At 40.5% G+C, this 20,084-nt stretch carries 17 protein-coding genes; 11 read left to right on the top strand and 6 right to left on the bottom strand.

Translation table 11 applies throughout. From position 1 onward, the window contains the following. The first annotated feature begins 10 nt into the window (after positions 1 to 10). Positions 11 to 646, top strand: a complete 636-nt coding sequence (locus QE422_RS10860) for a DUF4391 domain-containing protein (protein ID WP_307457970.1) — start codon at positions 11 to 13, stop codon at positions 644 to 646. A 19-nt stretch (positions 647 to 665) separates the two neighbouring features. Here the strand turns inward: QE422_RS10860 and QE422_RS10865 are convergent, their stop codons facing one another. Both QE422_RS10865 and QE422_RS10870 read right to left on the bottom strand, forming a co-directional pair. After that, the gene (locus tag QE422_RS10865) at positions 666 to 1,025 is read right to left on the bottom strand and encodes an XRE family transcriptional regulator (RefSeq protein WP_307457973.1); all 360 of its coding nucleotides are present in this window, start codon (positions 1,023 to 1,025) and stop codon (positions 666 to 668) included. 232 nt (positions 1,026 to 1,257) lie between these two features. After that, on the bottom strand, positions 1,258 to 1,611 hold the full coding sequence (locus tag QE422_RS10870) for a hypothetical protein (RefSeq protein WP_307457976.1): 354 nt from the start codon (positions 1,609 to 1,611) through the stop codon (positions 1,258 to 1,260). Positions 1,612 to 2,180: 569 nt separating this feature from the next. Between QE422_RS10870 and QE422_RS10875 the strand changes: the two genes are divergently transcribed. The 7 genes from QE422_RS10875 (at position 2,181) to ychF (ending at position 11,964) form a co-directional block, all read left to right on the top strand. Continuing rightward, positions 2,181 to 2,438, top strand: a complete 258-nt coding sequence (locus QE422_RS10875) for a DUF1294 domain-containing protein (protein WP_307457979.1) — start codon at positions 2,181 to 2,183, stop codon at positions 2,436 to 2,438. A 317-nt stretch (positions 2,439 to 2,755) separates the two neighbouring features. Continuing rightward, positions 2,756 to 3,304, top strand: a complete 549-nt coding sequence (locus QE422_RS10880) for a type 1 glutamine amidotransferase domain-containing protein (protein WP_307457981.1) — start codon at positions 2,756 to 2,758, stop codon at positions 3,302 to 3,304. 1,155 nt (positions 3,305 to 4,459) lie between these two features. Continuing rightward, the gene (gene typA / locus QE422_RS10885; RefSeq protein WP_307457983.1) at positions 4,460 to 6,268 is read left to right on the top strand and encodes a translational GTPase TypA; all 1,809 of its coding nucleotides are present in this window, start codon (positions 4,460 to 4,462) and stop codon (positions 6,266 to 6,268) included. A 531-nt stretch (positions 6,269 to 6,799) separates the two neighbouring features. Continuing rightward, entirely contained in the window at positions 6,800 to 7,909 is a 1,110-nt protein-coding gene (locus QE422_RS10890) for a M23 family metallopeptidase (RefSeq protein ID WP_307457986.1), read from the top strand. A gap of 143 nt (positions 7,910 to 8,052) precedes the next feature. Next, on the top strand, positions 8,053 to 9,630 hold the full coding sequence (locus QE422_RS10895; RefSeq protein ID WP_307457989.1) for a glycoside hydrolase family 10 protein: 1,578 nt from the start codon (positions 8,053 to 8,055) through the stop codon (positions 9,628 to 9,630). A gap of 523 nt (positions 9,631 to 10,153) precedes the next feature. After that, complete coding sequence (locus QE422_RS10900) at positions 10,154 to 10,705, top strand: ferritin (RefSeq protein ID WP_149248628.1); 552 nt, start codon at positions 10,154 to 10,156, stop codon at positions 10,703 to 10,705. Positions 10,706 to 10,872: 167 nt separating this feature from the next. Further along, complete coding sequence (ychF, locus tag QE422_RS10905) at positions 10,873 to 11,964, top strand: redox-regulated ATPase YchF (RefSeq protein WP_294296096.1); 1,092 nt, start codon at positions 10,873 to 10,875, stop codon at positions 11,962 to 11,964. Positions 11,965 to 12,073: 109 nt separating this feature from the next. Here ychF and QE422_RS10910 read toward each other — a convergent pair whose 3' ends face one another. Next, a complete protein-coding gene (locus QE422_RS10910) occupies positions 12,074 to 12,259 on the bottom strand; it encodes a hypothetical protein (RefSeq protein ID WP_307457996.1) in 186 nt (61 codons plus the stop codon). Positions 12,260 to 12,630: 371 nt separating this feature from the next. Between QE422_RS10910 and QE422_RS10915 the strand changes: the two genes are divergently transcribed. Next, on the top strand, positions 12,631 to 13,578 hold the full coding sequence (locus QE422_RS10915) for an AraC family transcriptional regulator (protein ID WP_307462343.1): 948 nt from the start codon (positions 12,631 to 12,633) through the stop codon (positions 13,576 to 13,578). A gap of 89 nt (positions 13,579 to 13,667) precedes the next feature. After that, entirely contained in the window at positions 13,668 to 14,432 is a 765-nt protein-coding gene (locus tag QE422_RS10920; RefSeq protein ID WP_307457998.1) for an SDR family NAD(P)-dependent oxidoreductase, read from the top strand. Positions 14,433 to 14,489: 57 nt separating this feature from the next. Here QE422_RS10920 and QE422_RS10925 read toward each other — a convergent pair whose 3' ends face one another. From QE422_RS10925 to QE422_RS10935, 3 genes are all read right to left on the bottom strand, one after another. Further along, positions 14,490 to 15,638 (bottom strand): methionine aminotransferase, encoded by a 1,149-nt coding sequence (locus QE422_RS10925; protein ID WP_307458001.1) that lies wholly within the window; start codon positions 15,636 to 15,638, stop codon positions 14,490 to 14,492. 240 nt (positions 15,639 to 15,878) lie between these two features. Next, positions 15,879 to 17,045, bottom strand: a complete 1,167-nt coding sequence (locus QE422_RS10930; RefSeq protein WP_307458004.1) for a T9SS type A sorting domain-containing protein — start codon at positions 17,043 to 17,045, stop codon at positions 15,879 to 15,881. A 126-nt stretch (positions 17,046 to 17,171) separates the two neighbouring features. Then, a complete protein-coding gene (locus QE422_RS10935; protein ID WP_307458009.1) occupies positions 17,172 to 17,888 on the bottom strand; it encodes a LytTR family DNA-binding domain-containing protein in 717 nt (238 codons plus the stop codon). Between the two features lie 281 nt (positions 17,889 to 18,169). On the opposite strand from QE422_RS10935, the gene QE422_RS10940 reads away from it, so the two are divergent. Continuing rightward, the gene (locus tag QE422_RS10940; RefSeq protein WP_307458011.1) at positions 18,170 to 20,059 is read left to right on the top strand and encodes a DNA topoisomerase IV subunit B; all 1,890 of its coding nucleotides are present in this window, start codon (positions 18,170 to 18,172) and stop codon (positions 20,057 to 20,059) included. Positions 20,060 to 20,084: the final 25 nt, after the last annotated feature.

The following is a 20,084-nucleotide window of genomic DNA, read 5'->3' on the forward strand; positions in this document are numbered from 1 at the left end:
AAATATGCAAATGTTTGAGCTACCAAAATCAACGATCGTAAAAAAAGTAATTCCAAAAAAAACTTTTGACGCATATCTCAATACAAAGCAGAAAAAAGCATTTAGTGAAAAGATTTTAAAGATGACTTGGGCTAACAAATTATCTAAAGATACGATTAATCTTAGCGGAAAAGATGTTGAGGAAATACAATTTTTAGAGATTGATTTGAAAGAAAGAGTGCATATCAAGGATTTACTTATGATCATAGACAAAGCAATTCCGTATCATATCATTTTTAAAGTTAAGTTTAATGATGAACATTATGTATCAACATCTGTAAAACATATTCATCCAGCTAATGATGATAATGCAGTAGTCGACTATACTTTTTCAACTGATTGGATCAATGAAAACGAGGTTGCGCTTTCGATAGAACTAAAGAATAGTTTAGATTGGATTTATAAAAGATTTTGTTTACAATTTATTGATGATACCAATAGCGCAGTTAGTCTCAAAGAAATTGTAGAAAATGAGAAAAAGACAGATACTATAAAGAAAGAGATTGAAAAGATTAAATCTGAAATTTCAAGAAGTAAGCAGTTTAATAAAAAAGTTGATTTAAATATAAGACTAAGTCATTTACAAAGCCTTCTTAAAAAATCCTGAGACCAAGCTCAGGATTCATCTATTTATCTTGTATCAACTTCTCCATCATCTTAATCTGCTCATCCTTAACCTTAATCAACTCTGCGTTCAGCCGCTTAATCTCCTCCAAAGCTTCAATCCACTTTTCAATGGGGTTGATGTTTTGAATTTCAACTTTATTATTGAACATGGCATTATCTGAAAAATTACATGAGATCAGATTGATGGCAGCCTCCTCATCAAAATTCTGAAACGCCTCTACGGGAATGTTCAGCACTTCGGAGATCTTTTGCAGTAGGGCTTCTTCCACCACGCTTTTCTGTTCGAGGAGGGAGATTTTCTTCTGGTTCCAGTCTTCGCCGAGGTCGAAAGCCAGGGCGTCCTGCTTGATGCACAGCATTTCCCTAAATCGTTTAATGTTGCGTCCCTGGTGTATTTTCTGTTGCTAAAATATTGTTTTTAAGTTGTATGAAAATTTGCGATAAGCGATGATGATCAGGATGCCGATTTTGTTTTCCGGGTATAGCCTTTGGGAATTGCACGGGATAAAATACCAACAAAACTAAAAATATCCGGGCATTAAGAATAAATTCTGTAGTACAGTTATCAGTCTGCTGGTCATTGCAGCTCAATCAATTCAACACCCCCACATTCCTAATCCTCACACAATACTCACTCCCCAAAAACCTCGGATCCCCGTGCTTTTCCGACCAAAACCCGTCCAGCATATCGGGGCTTAGGCATCGGTAAACAGCGACGCCTTTGTAGATCTTATCTTCCCCTTCATAGCGGAAATTAATCACCAGGATTCCGTCTTTGTAGAACCCGGTGCCGTTTTGTTCATGGTCTCCGATCAGCCATTGGGCTAAAATCCGTTCATTCTCATCCAGCGAAAGGGTGAGAAAGCCATGATAGGTTACAGCGTCGGTCGCTTCCTGGTTGCTGCCCTGGACAGTATAGCTGCCCACCAGATCGTGTACGGTCATTGATTTTCAATTTTAGATAAAACAAAAATAAAAAATTCCAGTGTCAATTTCCAATCGGTTTGAAATTGTCGAAATAGGTTTCAAAAAATTAGGGTCTCTCGCAGATCAGGCAGATGGCGCAGATTTTTTTTTAAAGACAGTTTATTTTTTTGTTTATTCGAGAGTTGGAGATTCGCAAAGCAGCAAGGAATACCGGAGAATAGATGGGATATAAGGCGCAATGAGTTTGACAGCTTCAAATTTTAAACTGCTAAAATTCATGTTTTGTAATACCTGTGCTCAAAATCAATCACCGGTCCGCAATTTTACCGAAGATAAAATCCTTGCGTCTTTTGCATAAAGTTTTCAAAAACCTCTTGTGCAATTGCACTTTCCAACACCACTGGACTTCAGAAACTTTATACCCCCGCGCTTCATCAGCGGCTTGCCGCCATCCTTTGCTCCCTTAAGATAGGCGCGGCGTTTAGAAAACTTTGCGTTAAATCTCTTTCGCACCGCTATAAAAATTCACCATTCACCATTGACCATTCACCTCCAAACTTCCCTGAATATTCCTACCTTTGTCCTACATGAAGTATTTTTTCATCATTTCAACGCTAATTACCTTTCTTACCTTCGGACTCGACAAACGCAGGGCCGAAAAGCACCAGCGAAGAATCCCGGAATCCTTGCTCCTTTTCCTGACTTTTCTTGGCGGAACCGCCGGTGCTTTGCTCGGAATGATTTCCTTCAGGCATAAGACTTCCAAAATATCCTTTCTCTTTAAGACTGCAATGTTGATCCTTTTGCAGGGCCTGATCATTTACGCGGTGCTTTATCATTTCTGAAACTGAACCATCTACTTTGAGGAGGCTGGCCTATCGACGTTTTTATTCGCACGTAGATTTAGCAGATGACGCAGATTTTGAATTTTTGCTTACTATTGAAAGATTAATTAACCACAAAGATCATTAGCTGAACGAAGTGCCTTAGCGAACGAAAAATATGCAGGAAGAAAAGAAATCACTCTTTGCGATCGTCGCGTTTGAAATCTTGCAGATGGAAACAGGTCCCACATCTTTTAACAAACATTTAGCATTTGTATTTTTCGCACGGCACCATTTTTTCTTCTTTCTATCCTGTAAACACCAAAAAATTTAATATTATGTCTAAAAAAATCGCCATTTTGGCAACACACGGATTTGAAGAAAGCGAACTGAAATCACCAAAAGAGCATTTGGAACAACAGGGGTGGACGGCCCATATCGTAAGTCCGGAATCAGGTTCCATTAAAGCATGGGCAGAAAAAGACTGGGGTCAGGAATATCCGGTGGATAAAACATTAGACGAAGCATCGGCTTCCGATTATGACGCATTGGTATTGCCGGGCGGAGTAATCAATCCGGACCAGTTGAGAACCAATGAAAAGGCATTGTCTTTTGTAAAAGAGTTCTTTGAGCAGCACAAACCGGTAGCATCGATCTGCCACGGACCGCAAATCCTGATTAACGCAGGAGTGGTGGAAGGAAGAAACTTAACTTCCGTAAAATCAATCAGCCAGGATTTAAAAAATGCAGGTGCCCAATGGGAAGACAGCGAAGTGGTAACCGATCATGGGTTGGTAACCAGCAGAACCCCTGAAGATTTGCCGGCTTTCAATAAGAAGATGGTAGAGGAAATCAACGAAGGGAAACACGAAGAGCAAACAGTATAGATTATATACAAGCAATAAAGAGGCCCGGGTCATATGATCCGGGCTTTTTTTATGGCCTTGTCGGAGAATTTACGGATTTTTTAGGAGCTTATTCCTGCTATCCGCTATTACTCCTCGCGCCATTGCATTCCAACCCTTACCGCCGCTAAACCCCTGCACGCTCCAACCTCCAGCCCCGCTGTGGGGTAGCCGCTTCTATCAGGGCTAGGGCGGCAGTCTTTTGTTTCTGTTTCAGCCGGAGTTTATACAGGATATTTTAAAGTCAATAGTGAATCCGGCTTTGCCGGTGAATGGTGAATTTCTTTAAATGGTCTGCAGAAAAATCTTAGATTATTAAAAATTTTGTATGCTTTCCTCACCATCAAGCATTCAGCTTTTATAAACAGCAAGAATATCTTTTGTAACTTTTGTGATAAAATTCAGCAGTTTGTAGTGAAAGAAGTAGCTTTGGCTCCGCTCAGCCACCTGATGGTCATTTCATTCACAACAGCCTATAAAAATCTTTGATTTTTCTCTTATGTGCTTTAAAAATATGCGCAATACATTAAACTTAAAAAACTCCTGTGCTAAAAGCTTTTGCATCTTTTGTGGTTAAAATTTAGCATTTTTGCGTTGAAAGTGTTGCTTCGGCCCGTTCAGCCATCAGAAGGTCATTCATTCACAACCATATAAAAATCTTTGATTTTTAATCTTCTGTGTTCTAATATATGCGCAATACAGTAAACTAAAAAACTAATATGACTTAGGGTTAAAAGCTTTTGTGACTTTTGTAGTTAAAATTCAGAATTTTTGTGGTGAAAAATGAGTCTTCGGCCCGTTCAGTCATCAGAAGATCATTCATTCACGACCACATATAAAAATCTTTGATTTTTAATCTTCTGTGTTCTAATATATGCGCAATACAGTAAACTAAAAAAACTAATGTGACTTAAGTGTTAAAAGCTTTTGACACTTTTATGGTTAATAAAAATCTAACAAAGCCTATTCTCCAAATCATCACTTTACGAAACCTTCATGTTTTCAAAACCTTGCCGGTTTGCACACCGCTTTTATGACGGTCTTACTAAAGTTCTCATTATGAATTTGTTAAATTATTAGCCTTCATTGATGGTATTTGATTTAAAATCACTATTTTTGCACCCGTAAAAATCATTCATGCAAAACATTAGAAATATTGCGATCATCGCACACGTTGACCACGGGAAGACGACTCTGGTTGATAAAATCATTCATGCTACGAACATTTTCAGAGAAAATCAGGAAAGTGGAGAACTGATAATGGATAACAATGATCTTGAAAGAGAGAGAGGGATTACCATTTTATCAAAAAATATTTCTGTTACTTATAAAGACACAAAAATCAACGTAATCGATACCCCTGGTCACGCCGACTTCGGTGGGGAAGTGGAAAGGGTATTGAAAATGGCAGACGGGGTAATCCTGTTGGTGGATGCCTTCGAAGGGCCGATGCCGCAGACCCGTTTCGTACTTCAGAAAGCATTGGAACTAGGATTAAGACCATTGGTGGTAATCAACAAAGTTGATAAGCCAAACTGTCGTCCTGACGAGGTTCACGATCAGGTGTTCGACCTGTTCTTCAACCTGGAAGCTACCGAAGAACAATTGGATTTCCCTACGTTCTACGGATCTTCAAAACAGGGATGGTTCAACACATCGTTGGAGCAGACTGAAGATATCTTGCCATTATTAGATGGAATTTTACAATATGTTCCGGCTCCGAAAGTAACTGAAGGAAACCTTCAGATGCAGATTACTTCCCTTGACTTTTCTTCTTTCTTAGGAAGAATCGCGATCGGAAAAGTAACGAGAGGCGAACTGAAAGAATCTCAGTGGATCGGTCTTGCCCAGGCAGACGGAAAAATTGTTAAAGGAAAAGTAAAAGAACTTTATGTTTTCGAAGGATTAGGAAAGAAGAAAGTAACCGAAGTTCAGGCAGGAGATATCTGTGCCGTGGTAGGTTTTGATGCCTTCCAGATCGGTGACTCTTTCGTAGACCTTGAAAATCCTGAGCCGTTGGAAAGAACAGCCATCGACGAGCCGACGCTGAACATGACGTTCTCCATCAACAACTCTCCGTTCTTCGGAAAAGACGGTAAATATGTTACCTCTAACCACCTGAAGGAGAGATTAACCAAAGAATTGGAGAAAAACTTAGCCCTAAGAGTTCAGCAGACCGATGATGCCAATACATTCCTTGTATTTGGTAGAGGTATTCTTCACTTGTCAGTTCTTATTGAAACGATGAGAAGAGAAGGGTATGAAATGACCATCGGTCAGCCGCAGGTAATCTTGAGAGAAGATGAAAACGGACAAAAATTGGAGCCTTATGAATCATTAGTAGTAGACGTTCCGGAAGAATATGCTTCAAGAGTAATCGATTTGGCTACCCAGAGAAAAGGTGACCTTCACATCATGGAAACAAAAGGCGAAATGCAGCACATGGAATTCGAAATTCCTTCAAGAGGTTTGATCGGATTGCGTTCTCAGATGCTTACTGCTACCGCGGGTGAAGCCATCATGGCTCACCGTTTCACAGAATATAAGCCTTTCAAAGGTGCGATTCCGGGAAGAAACAACGGGGTATTGATCAGCAAAACTCAAGGACCGGCTACGGAATATTCCATCGCTAAACTTCAGGACAGAGGTAAATTCTTCGTTGATCCGGGTGAGGAAATCTATGCAGGGATGATCATCGGGGAGCAGAATAAACCGGGAGACCTTGTGGTAAACATCGTGGAAGCAAAACAGCTGAACAACATGAGAGCCTCCGGAAAAGATAAAGATACCGGGGTAGCACCGAAAATCCTATTCTCTCTGGAAGAATGTATGGAATACATCCAGGGGGATGAAGCCATCGAGGTAACCCCGAACTTCATCCGTATGAGAAAGAAAATCCTTTCTGAAGAAGAAAGAAAAAGAGTAGAAAGATCTGCAAAAGCATAATTTCAACATTCATCTGAGCATTGGCATTTTAGTCTTTGCTAAAGAACATCATACAGCCTCCCGCAAAACGGGAGGCTTTTTTATTCTCCGCAAATCGTACACTCTTTACAAATATTTTCTAATATACACTCAATCCGATGAGCCTTGAAAGGGCATTACATCAACAGCACCGGGTGAAGCCCGGTGTCACAATTAAACAGCCATCCAAGCCCTGAAAGGGCGAAATCTTTACAGCCCATCCGATACATAAAAATCTTTGATTTTTAAAACTTTTGTGCACTTTAAGCATCTGCTATTAAGCTTTACTTAGCAGCATCTATATCTTTTGTACCTTTTGCGGTTTAAAAATCAACCGTTAACACAATTTAACGGTAGAGCCATTAAAAATCTTTGATTTTAAATCTCCTATACTCTGAAATATGCGCAATCCATCAATCTAAAATCTCATGTGCCCAATGTGTTAAAAACTTTTCCGCCATATTAATATAACTATGCAAATCCCACGGCCAAGTTTTTGTATTTCCGTTTACCATGTACATCATCAAACGAATATTTTTTACGTTAATAATAATCTTTACCGCAACCGCCTGTAAAGAACTGAAGATACCCGGCAAAATCTTCGAGTCTTCCGAAAGGTCAAAGTACGAACGCAGTTTTTCAGGTGCCGACAGTCTGATGGCACAGTGGAAAAGCAGCTTTTCTTCAGCTGTTGCCAATCGGCTTATGGTAGGGGAGAGCAATGCTTTCACCTTTTTTGCCAACCAGCCGCAACAGCATGCGGTCGGATATTCCCTCGAATTGAAGAAAGGGGATCAGCTGGTGATTGAAGCATCAGGAATGACTCCACCGGCTAAAATATTTGTAGATGTTTTCGAGCCTGGCACAGATACCGGAAAAGCCAAAAGTGAAATCCTGGAAAACGGAAAATTCACCCGGTTTACGGAAACCAGCGGTTTACATAAAGTCGTTATTCAGCCTGAAATCGGATACCGCAATAGTTTTGAAATGAAAATATACACTCAGCCATCCATCGCATTTCCTGTAGCGGGAAAGGGCAACCGGGATGTTCAGAGCTTTTGGGGAGCCAGCCGTGACGGAGGCGGAAGAAGCCATGAAGGCGTTGACATCTTTGCACCACGAGGAACGCCTATCGTAGCGGTAACCGACGGATTCATTACCCGTACCGGAAATCAGGGACTGGGCGGGAAACAGGTGTGGCTCCGTGACGGCATTCTGGGAAATTCCTATTATTACGCCCATCTCGACAGCATTCTGACGGAGGGCGGAAGGCAGGTAAAAACAGGTGATACCTTAGGCCGGATTGGAAATACCGGTAATGCTGCCGGAGGCCCGACCCACTTACATTTCGGAATCTATACGACCGGAGGTGCGGTTGATCCTTATCCATACCTGCGAAAACGGTCTATTCAGGCTTCCGGAACTGCTGCAAAATTGCCGGAAGGAAAATGGATAAAATCCGGAACCAATCTCCGCTCGGGCCCGGGAACAAAATACGAAATACTTTCTACAATCAACACTAAAATGCCTGTTGAAATCCTTACGGCATTCGGTTCCTGGTATCATATAAAAACGGCAGACGGCAAGCAGGGGTTTGTACAAGGCGAAAGATTGCAGAAATAATAATATTTAATTTAATGAATTAACCATAAATACGGATAATGGTCCGGATCATAGATTATCTCAAAACACCAATAATTTTTTGATGTTGTAAAACTTAACCCTTCCATGTTATTTAAAATAAAAGATTCCCTTATTTTTGTGAAATGAACATCCGAAATATTAACTATACCCTCTTTTTCTTTTCAGCTATTACAATGGCTTCCTGTGCTTCACAGAAGGCAGCTACTCCCGTTAAACCTCCTATAAAATCTGAGAATCCTGCGCTTCCTCCAAAACCGGTAGCTGCTATTCCTCCTGATGAAACCTTCAGGACCATCCTTCCTGAAATCAAAAGGGAATTCCGGGGTGCCTGGATCGCGAGTGTAGCAAACATCAACTGGCCTTCAAGAAATAACTTATCAGTGGAACAGCAGAAAGCAGAAGCGATTGCCATGCTGGGTATGCTAAAAGACAATAATTTTAATGCGGTGATTTTCCAGGCGCGGCCATCGGCAGATGCTTTATATACAAGCAACCTGGAGCCGTGGTCCTACTTTTTAACAGGGCAGACCGGTGTAGCACCTTATCCGAATTATGATCCTTTACAATTTTGGACTGAAGAAGCCCATAAAAGGGGACTTGAGCTCCATGTTTGGCTGAATCCTTACCGCGCTCATCACTCCAACGGAGGTTCTCCGAACAGCCTGTCGATGGTCAATAAACTTTCCGATATTGTGATCCGGCTGAAAAACGGAATGTACTGGTTTGATCCTGCAGATCCGAAAACACAGGGACACGTTTCCAATGTGGTAAAAGACATTGTAAAGCGGTACGACATCGATGCCGTGCATTTTGATGATTATTTTTATCCGTACGCGACGTATAACAAAGGTGCAGATTTTCCGGATAACAAAACCTGGAGCGCTTATGTGAGCAGCGGCGGAACCTTAAGCAGAGCAGACTGGAGGAGAGATAACGTAAATAAATTTGTGGAACGGATTTATAAAGAAATCCATGCAGAGAAAAATTATGTGAAATTCGGGATCAGTCCGTTCGGGATCTGGAAACCGGGTTATCCTGCAGGAATTACTGGTTCTTCGCAATACGACGAGTTGTACGCCGATGCCAAATTATGGCTGAACAAAGGCTGGGTCGATTATTTTTCGCCTCAGCTGTACTGGCCGATTGAATCCAAAGGTCAGCCGTTTGAAGCCTTGCTGCAATGGTGGAAATCTGAAAATACCCTGAACCGTCACCTCTGGCCGGGATTAAATACAGTGGAAATAAAATCTCCAGACCGCCCGGCGGAAATCAGGGATCAGATCGAAGTTTCAAGACAGGTGTTGGGCAACGACGCCGGGGAAATCCACTGGAGCATTGCCGGACTTACGAAAAATGCAAACATGCTGCCCGTGTTAAAAAACGGTCCATATAAAGAAAAAGCGCTTGTCCCAAAATCTCCGTGGATCAAAACAATGCCTTTGCAGACCCCGAGCCTTTTCATCAATAACACGGGAAGTTCCGTACAGGTAAGCTGGAGTACAAAAAATATAAAAGACGTCTTCCAATGGATCCTTTTTACACAATACAATGGGGTATGGGAAACCGAAATCCTCACTCTCGATCAGCTTTCAAAAGAGATTCCCATGACAAAAGACGGAAAAATACTGAATGCCGCAGCCATTAAAGCCGTTGACCGACTGGGCAATGAAAGTGACTATACTGCGAAAAAAATACAATAAGCACACTTTTAAAAGAACTAAATTCCTGCAATCATTCTGCAGGAATTTTTTTTGCTCTAAATATTGTTGTATGCAGGTGAATGGTGAATCGTCAATTTTGCTCCGCAAGTGAATGTTTATGACTAAAAACAGAATTATATCAAATTTTATCATTTAACTGGAAAGGCCGGATTCACCATTGATCATTACATTAAAATGCTAAATTGCTGGACTGAAGCAGAAGCAAAAGACCAATGCCCTAGCCCCGATTGCAGCGGAAATCCTTTTTTGAAAAAAAAGATTGCAGCGGAAAGCGGGAAAAAGCTCCTGAAAAAGACGCCAGACGGCAGGATGAAACAAAGGACGTAACTGGGTAAAATCCCAGTCTGGGCAATGGAAGAAGTTTAGAATAACTTTAAATTACTGCATAAAATATAGTATTTCAGTATTTTAGGGAGTGTATGAAATTGTCTCGTAAAACAGACAGAATTTCTCGGAACTATTTTTGCATCGATAGCTACATAATCACTAAAAAATATGAATTATGAATACGAACAGACTTTCGGCTAAACTTGAACAGGCACTCAGTGATCAGATGAATACAGAAGATTTACAGTCAAGAACCTATTTCTCATACGGAATCTGGGCTGCTGATAAAGGGTATGCCGGAATCTCGAATTTTTTATTCCGTCACGCACAAGAAGAGAGGGATCATGCCGTAAAATTTATGCAGTATGTGCTGAACAGAGGCGGAAAGCCGAAAATTACAGAACTTGCCGCACCGGGAGAAGAACCGACAAGTCTTACGCATTGCTTCGACCTGGTATTCCAGCATGAAGTGAATAATACGACTGCTATTTATAAGCTTGTTGATATGGCCTTCGAAGAAAAAGATTGGGCTTCCTGGAATTTCCTTCAGTGGTTTGTAAAAGAACAGATTGAAGAAGAAACATTTGCCATGAACCTGATCGATAAATTAAAAATTGCAGGAGGAGACAGAGCATCCGACGAATCGCTGTTTACTCTTGACAAAACCCTTGAAACATTACCGGATGACGCTGAGCAGGCACAGGATGCCACAGGCGCTAATCCATAACATACAAAACACCCACTGAAAGAAAATTTATTTAAGATCTGCCGAACTCCGGCAGATTTTTTTATTATGAAACTCCCGTTAAAATCACTATCTTTGCACGCTGAAAGTTCAGGGTTTTCATAACATCAAATTCTGAACGGTAAACATTAAACTTTGAATCTTACGTTATGAAATGTGGAATCGTAGGCTTACCGAATGTAGGTAAATCAACTCTTTTTAACTGTCTGAGCAACGCCAAAGCCCAGTCGGCCAACTATCCTTTCTGTACCATCGAGCCGAATCTCGGAACGGTTTCCGTACCGGATCACCGGTTGTTTGAACTGGAGAAAATAGTAAAACCTGAAAGAGTTCTGCCAGCGGTAGTGGAAATCGTAGACATTGCAGGTCTTGTAAAAGGGGCCAGCAAAGGAGAAGGTTTGGGAAATCAGTTCCTTGCCAATATCCGGGAGTGTGAGGCAATCATCCACGTTTTAAGATGTTTTGATAATGGAAATATCGTTCACGTAGAAGGTTCGGTAGATCCTTTGAGAGATAAGGAGATTATTGATATCGAGCTTCAGCTGAAAGACCTTGAAACGGTTGGGAAAGCTGTAGAAAAGGCTAAGAAATTCATCAAATCAGGAAAGAAAGATGATATCCTGGTGTATGAAACCCTTCAAAGTCTTGAAAAATTCTTGGAAGACGGTAAAAATGCAAGGGAATTCGCTACTGACGATGCTACGAAATCAATCATCAGCGATGTTCAGTTATTGACGAATAAGCCGGTGTTATATGTTTGTAATGTTGATGAAAATTCCATTAAAAACGGTAACGAATGGATTGCTAAAATCGAAGAAATGGCTAAAAATGAAGGAGCTGAAGTCGTTGTGCTTGCCGCTCAGATTGAAGCTGATATCAACGAACTGGAAACTTTCGAAGAAAGAGAAATTTTCCTTGATGAACTGGGACTTACTGAACCGGGTGTCAACCGTCTGATCAGAAAAGCATACGATCTTCTGAAACTTCAGACGTATTTTACTGCCGGAGTGAAAGAAGTAAGAGCATGGACGATCGGCCAGGGATGGACGGCTCCTCAGGCTGCCGGTGTTATCCATACCGATTTTGAGAAAGGTTTTATCCGTGCAGAAGTTATCAAGTATGACGATTATGTAAACTACGGTTCTGAAGTAAAAGTAAAAGAAGCCGGAAAACTTTCGGTAGAAGGAAAAGAATATATCGTGAAGGACGGCGATATCATGCACTTCAGATTCAACGTATAAGAAGTATTAAAGTTAGTTATATAAAAAAACGCTTCGGAATTTGATTTCCGGAGCGTTTTTTGTCTAAAATTCATCGATTGATGATTTAAGTATTTATTATATGAATATATTATTGAGGTCTACACTGTCTTTGTGCACAGGCGTTTGAAATTGTAATACAGCCATATTCATTTAATGGCGGGCATCCATCTACCGTAGGACAGCTTCCTCCCAGACAATCTGCTAATCCGCCTGTAATAGAGCGTAATTGTTTTTTGTTCAGTTTCTTTCCGTTGATTAAGTTTTGATTTTTCATGTGGTAAATTTTAATTAGTAAAATACTGTAATTAACTATTGTGGTTTACATTCCTTTTGTGCACAGACATTTGAAATCGTGATGCAACCATATTCGTTTAATATCGGGCATCCACCTGGTGTAGGGCAATTACTTTCTAAACAGTTTAAAAGCCCGCCTGTAATAAAGCGCAATTGTTTTTTGTTCAGTTTCTTCCCATTGATTAGATTTTGATTTTTCATAATGAATACTGTTTTAATTTGATTGTCACTAATTTATGAAATAAACAGATATTATATCACTTTGCTTTGAAAAAAAATAAAAAATTTTTATTTCAGAATGTTTATCGTGAAAATTTTTATTTCTTACATTTGAATTTTACAAATCCCATGATGCAAAAGACAGCCCATACAACCTACACTTCATTAGATGATTTTTACCGCGAAATGACCGCTAAGCTCGGTATGGATATAGAATCTGTTTTTCCGAAAGGACTGCATAAAGATATAGGGCATTTTAATGTCTTTGATATAGCACAAACAATTGAGAAAGTAAAAGCCACGGCAGAAATGCCCTACAACAGAAGGAAATATTACAAGATTAGCCTGATCCGTGGAAGAAACAGGGCTGAATACGCCGATAAGGTCATTCAGATAAAGAAGAATGCTTTGTTATTTGCCACACCAAGGGTTCCCTATCATTGGATCCCGGAAGATCCCGACCAATCGGGGAGTTTCTGCGTTTTTACCGAAGATTTTTTCATTAAAGATAAATCGCATACCACTCTGGAAGACCTTCCGATTTTTCAGCCGGGAAATATTCCCCTGTTTGAAATAGATGATGAACTGGCAGACGAAATTGAACTTTTATACGGTAAGATAAAAAACGAGATCAATTCGGATTATATTTTTAAGTATGACCTGATCCGTAATTATGTGCTGGAATTGATCCATTACGGACAGAAACTACAGCCGGCTTCGAAGTTATCAACCTCCCAGGATGCCTCAATGAGGGTAGTGTCTTTATTTATAGAATTGCTGGAAAGGCAGTTTCCTATCGAATCGTCCAACCAGAGGCTGCAATTGAAAACAGCAAAAGATTATGCCGACAGGCTTGCCGTTCATGTAAATTACCTGAATAAAAAACTCAAGGAAAGTACCGGAAAGACGACCACTGAGATTATTGCTGAAAGAATGATCCAGGAAGCGAAGATCCTGCTGAAACAGACAAAATGGAATGTTTCGGAGATCGCTTATGCTTTAGGCTTTGAGGAGATTGCCCATTTTTCTAATTTTTTTAAAAAGAAAACGTCGATGGCGCCTCTGGAATTTCGTTCGTGATTTGAATTTTGCAAATTTACGTTTGAATCAGACAAACGCAATGCCCTTTAATTATCCCAACTTTGTACCATCAAAAAATGAAATCTATAATGGAAACAAGAACAAAAATTGCATTGATCACAGGCGGAAGCCGGGGCTTAGGAAAAAATTCAGCCTTAAAAATCGCCCAGAAAGGACTGGATGTCATCATTACGTATAAAAGCAATAAAGAAGAAGCCGACAAGGTAGTGGCTGAAATCCAGGCATTGGGCAGAAAAGCAATTGCTTACCAGCTGGACACCAAAGACGTTAGCAGTTTTGATGCATTGGTAAAAACGGTTGGCGATCATCTTGAAGAAAACACAGGAAGCAGAAACATCGATTTCCTGGTAAACAATGCCGGAACCGCTCTTTACGCTCCGATTACCGAAGTAACGGAAGAACAGCTGGATGATGTAGTGGATATCCACTTCAAAGGGGTATTTTTCTTAACCCAGAAGTTTTTACCTTTTATCAATGAGGGCGGCGGAATCATCAATGTTTCTTCAGGGCTGGCACGGTTTGCTCTTCCGGGATCATCCGTGTACGGTTCTATTAAGGCTGCTGTTGACATGCTAACGAAATACCAGGCGAAAGAACTTGGAGCAAGAAGAATCAAATCCAATGTGGTGGCTCCGGGCGCAATAGAAACGGATTTTGGCGGCGGAAGAACGAGAGACGATGAGCATGTAAATGCTATGGTAGCCGGTGCGACTGCTTTGGGCAGAGCAGGGCTTCCTGATGACATCGGTGGAGTAGTAGCTTTCCTTTGTACGGAAGATGCCGGCTGGATCAACGGCCAGAGAATTGAAGCATCCGGCGGGATGTTTTTATAGTTGGAAATGATGAAAAAAGTCCGGTGATTTCGAAAGTCTCAATCACCGGACTTTTTATTACAGCTTCGATAAGTTTTCCAAAGCTTTTTCCAGGGTCTCCTGCTTTTTAGCAAAGCATAAACGGATCACTTTATCATCGCGCTTATTCTGGTAAAACGATGAAAAAGGTACACTTGCTACTTTATGGGTAATGGTCAGTTCACTGGCGAAATCAAAATCATTTTTATCCGAAATATCGTCATATTGCAATGCCTGGAAATAAGTTCCTTCGCAATCCAATACTTTAAACGGAGTATTGGACAGTCCCTCCCTTAAAAAATCTCTTTTTTCCTGGAAGAACTGATTGAGATAAAGGTAATGTTCAGGATTTTTCATGTATTCCGCCAAAGCTAGCTGCATCGGTGTGTTTACGGAGAATACATTGAACTGATGCACTTTCCGGAATTCATCCATCAAATATTTTGGCGCAGCACAATACCCGGTTTTCCAGCCAGTGACATGGAACAGTTTTCCGAAAGAAGCGACCATCAGGCTCCGGTTTTCAAGTTCGGGATATCGGCAGATGCTGAGATGCTGTTTCCCGTCGAAAACAATATTTTCATATACTTCATCACTGAGAATAAGGATCGAAGTGTTTTCAACTATTTTTATTAATTCCTGAAGATCACGTTCTTTAAAAATCTTTCCTGCCGGATTATTCGGGTTGTTCAGGATAATCATTTTTGTTTTTTCGGAAACCAGGTTCTTCACGGAATTCCAGTCGATCTCATAATCCGGGGCCTTCATTTCAAATCTTTTTACGATACCGCCGAAAAGTTCTACCGTCGGCTCATAACAATCATAAGCAGGTTCAAAAATAATAACCTCATCGTCCTTTTTTATAAACGCAGCAATGGTGGTAAAGATGGCCTGAGTTCCGCCGGCCGTTATCGTAATTTCGGAATCGGGATGATAAACGGCTTTGTGGCTGTTTTCGATCTTTTTTGCAATTTCTTCCTTTAGCCCGATCATTCCGCCCATAGGCGCATATTGGTTAAAACCCTGTTTAATAAAGTTGCTTACGCAATCCAGCAGTTCAGGATCTGCCATAAAATCCGGGAAACCCTGCGAGAGATTGATGGCCTCGTTTTCATTCGCAAGCTGCGTCATCGTACTGAAAATGGTGGTTCCTACATTGGAAAGCTTCGATAAAGGAAGTTGTATCATGAAAGGTGATTTTTTATATTTTCGAATGTAAGGAAAAATCGGGGATTGGTGGTAAAATCGAGTGAATAAAATATTAGATAAATGATTAGAAAATAACATGAACATTCGGAAGGTGATTAAACTTTTTTAATTAATTTAAATCATTACGTTTGCTATTAATCGGATTTGGAAAATATAAAAGGCCGTCCGAAGACAGCCTTGTAGCATAAAGAAATATAAGTTTTGAAAATAAATCTATCGCTAATCCTGGATCATCATTTTTTTTGTATCGATATTTCTGCCATCTACCGAAAGGGTATATACATAAGATCCTCCTCGAATTCCGTTAAGAATAACGCTTCCGTTTCCTTTTTCCTTAAGCGGAATATTTTTGATCAGCTGTCCTGAAGTATTGTAGATCCCAATGGATGCATTATTTACTTCTTTTGGAAGATAATATTTAACTACGGTTTCACCTTTTCCAGGATTTGGGGCATTCTGGTATAGTTTCGGCTCGTTGGAAAGAGTGTTCATATCAACGTTAATTTTGCTTTGTTTCAGCAGTTCTTTAAGTTCCTGAACTTCTCTTTTAAGTTCGTCGATCTGGGTCTGATAATCCGCAGTCTGATCTTCGGCAGATTTATTAATATAACTGTTGGCTACCATTACATTTCCGTTCGGATCAACGACCAATGCTCTTCCGGATCCGTTTGGAAGATTTTCCATTCGTACTTTGCCGTTGGTATGCAGCATTGCAGTAGGAGCGGTAGTACCTATTCCCACCCGCTGATCCTGAATCAGCATGGTTGGCGTCGAAGAAACACCGAACATCAGCGACGAAGGAATCGTATTGGTAAGTTTCGATCCTCCTCCGGTTCCTGAACCGAATACGAACGATCGGTTTCCTGTTGCGATCAGGTCGATCCCAAAACCTCCCGAATATTCAGATGACAGGTCAACACCTACTCCGATAGCAAACTGGTTGGAAGCTGCAATCCTGTTGACCCATCCCAAAGCGACGGATTTGCTTGCCTGTTTAAAGACACGGTTTCCCTGTCCTGCTACAATATTGGCACCGCCGCCATCCGAGAGATCATTCTGCCATCCACTGACCATCGAACTGTTGGCATTGCTTCCCAGAACATTGCTTGAACCAACGATAATACTTCCTTTGGTTTTTGAAGTATTAGAATTATTCACACTTTCTACTAAAAATGACCCCTCTTCATTTAAAAGGGCCTGGCCGGGATTATTACTTTGTCCGTCTACCCGCAGATACAAGGCGTTATTGTCTATGGTTCCTACATAGTTTGTATTATTAATACCACCGTTGCCGTTGACATCCCATAACTGGGCATTCACTGTTAATGATGAAAAAATCAAAGCGGTTACTGCCAGACCTTTCAAAGATAATACGTGTGTTTTCATGATACATTTGTTCTTGGTTGTTTGTTTTTCAAAAGTATCAAAGCATTACCAGTCATCCCATTACGAGTGATCAGGTGAAAACAGAAAGTGAGTAAATGGATACAATTGTCAAATAAGTGTGAATTGTTAAACCATTTTATGCAGAAATTCGTTTTTACGACGTACCGAGACATCCAGTACGGAATTATCGGCCATCACGACCTGTCCGCCTTTGCCTTTGATGTATTCTTTCAAATGTTCGAGGTTGATCAGGTGTTTGTGGTGGATTCTGAAAAAATTGTAGCGGGAAAGATTCTTTTCAAAATCACAAAGCGTTTTGGAAACCATCACTTTGGTTTTATCAAGTAGATAAATGAAAGTATAATTTGAATCTGCTTCACAACGGATAATTTCGTCGATATTGACTCTTTTAAAGCCCTGTAGAGTTGGTAAATTGATTTTATTTTGAATTTGAGAAGACTGTGTGATTTTATTCTTTCTAAAATCTTCAATGGCTTTATTTACCATAAGTACAAAATCAAGATTCGTCACAGGCTTCAATAGATAATCAGAAAAACCTCTCTTCACAGCCCGAATAGCTGAGTTTTCGGAATCTGTAATGAAAATAACGGGAGAGGGAGTTTCTTTTAATCTTGACAAAATTTCGAAAGCAGTTTCATCATTGAGCTGAATGTCGACGAATAGAAGATCAGGAGAATTTTTGCGGAGGTAATCGGATGCACAGGGGATGCTTTTGGTACAGAGAGCAATCTCAAATTCAGGGAATTCTTTTTTCAGAAGTTGGGAGATGGATTCGCCGTTATCCTTGTCATCAATGATGCAGGCGTGCAATTTGTTTTTCATGGTTTAGTGTGGTTTTGAGGGTTAGTTTTTTAAAATGTAATGATTTAATACATGCGGTTAATTTTTAGCGTTAGACATGAAATTGTTACTAATTACAAGGTTTATTTTAATATTAATTAAAAATAAACACAAATTCTTTTCACATTATATTGAATAATGTAAATATAGCGTTTCATTGACAATAATCCAATATTTTTTAATAAATATTCATAAAAAATAGACCGAAATATTCGGATATTTTTGGGCAAATTCGTACTTTTGTATGTTTGCTGAAATTACATATGTCACAAGAAATAAATCCAATCTATTCCGAAGATAATATCAGAACCCTCGATTGGCAGGAGCATATCCGTCTACGTCCCGGGATGTACATCGGGAAGCTGGGAGATGGCTCGTCCGCCGACGATGGTATCTACATTTTGCTGAAAGAAATTCTGGATAACTCGATCGACGAGTTCAGAATGAAATCCGGTAAAAGAATTGAAATAAAATTAGACGACGGTAAAGTTACGATTCGTGATTTTGGCCGTGGAATTCCGCTGGGAAAGGTAGTGGATGCCGTATCCAAAATGAATACCGGAGGAAAATACGACAGCAAGGCTTTTAAAAAATCCGTAGGATTGAACGGGGTCGGTACGAAAGCGGTAAATGCTCTTTCCGATTATTTCCGGGTACGTTCTTTCCGTGACGGCCGAATGAAAGCCGCAGAATTCTCACGGGGAATAATTAAAGAGAATTTTGAAGAAAAAGATTCTTCGGACCGTAACGGTACCGAGATTTCCTTTATCCCTGATGCGGATATCTTCCTGCATTTCAAATTCCGGAAAGAGTATATCGAAAGAATGCTCCGTAATTACGCTTACCTGAATCCGGGACTGAAAATTCTCTTCAACGGCGAAACGTTTTATTCCGAGAACGGGCTGAAAGATTTGTTGGATGAAGAGCTGGAAAATGAAACGCTCTATCCGATCGTTCACCTGAAAGATAACGATATCGAAGTAGCGATTACGCATACGGATAAATCCCAGACGGAAACTTATTTTTCATTTGTTAACGGGCAGAATACAACGCAGGGAGGAACCCACCTGAATGCGTTTCGTGAAGCCTATGTAAAAACTATCCGTGAGTTCTTTAATAAAAACTTTGATGCTTCGGACGTGAGAAAATCAATCGTGGCAGCGGTTTCCATCAACGTGGAAGAGCCTGTTTTCGAATCCCAGACCAAAACCAAACTGGGATCCAACGACATCGGTCCGAATGGTCCGACAGTACGTACCTTCATCATCGACTTTCTGAAAAGCAAGCTGGATAATTTCCTTCATAAGAATCCTGAAGTAGCCGAAGCCATTCAAAGGAAAATCCTGATCTCCGAAAGGGAAAGAAAAGAACTTTCCGGGATCCAGAAACTGGCCAGGGAAAGAGCGAAAAAAGTATCGCTTCACAATAAAAAGCTGCGCGACTGCAGGCAGCATTATAACGATCAGAAAAATGAGAGAAAAGGGGAAACCCAGATCTTCATCACCGAAGGAGATTCCGCGTCCGGATCGATTACAAAATCGAGAGATGTAGAAACCCAGGCCGTATTTTCTCTGAAAGGTAAACCGCTAAACTGCTATGGACTCACGAAAAAAGTCGTGTATGAGAACGAGGAATTCAACCTTCTGCAGGCAGCCTTAAATATCGAGGAAAGTCTGGAAGATCTTCGTTACAACCAGGTGATTATTGCAACCGACGCCGATGTCGACGGGATGCATATTCGTCTGCTGATGATTACTTTCTTTTTACAGTTCTTCCCGGACCTGATCAAAAACGGACATCTTTACATTCTTCAGACGCCATTGTTCAGGGTAAGAAATAAGAAAGAAACGAGATACTGCTATTCCGAACAGGAGCGGATCAAAGCGCTGAACGAGCTGGGTAAAAATCCGGAGATCACACGATTCAAAGGATTAGGAGAAATTTCTCCGGATGAGTTCAAGCATTTCATCGGAAAAGATATCCGCCTGGAGCCTGTGGTGGCAGGAAAAGATCAGACCATCGAGCAGCTTCTCGAATTTTATATGGGAAAAAATACTCCCGACCGGCAGACTTTTATTCTTGAAAACCTTGTGGTAGAAGATCCGGATATCGATAAAAAAGAACTATTGACCGAAGCCATCGATGAAAATTAGCCCGGTAATAAAACTGCAAACCAAA

Origin of the sequence: Chryseobacterium sp. SORGH_AS_0447 (assembly GCF_030818695.1) — a bacterium.
Lineage (GTDB): Bacteria > Bacteroidota > Bacteroidia > Flavobacteriales > Weeksellaceae > Chryseobacterium.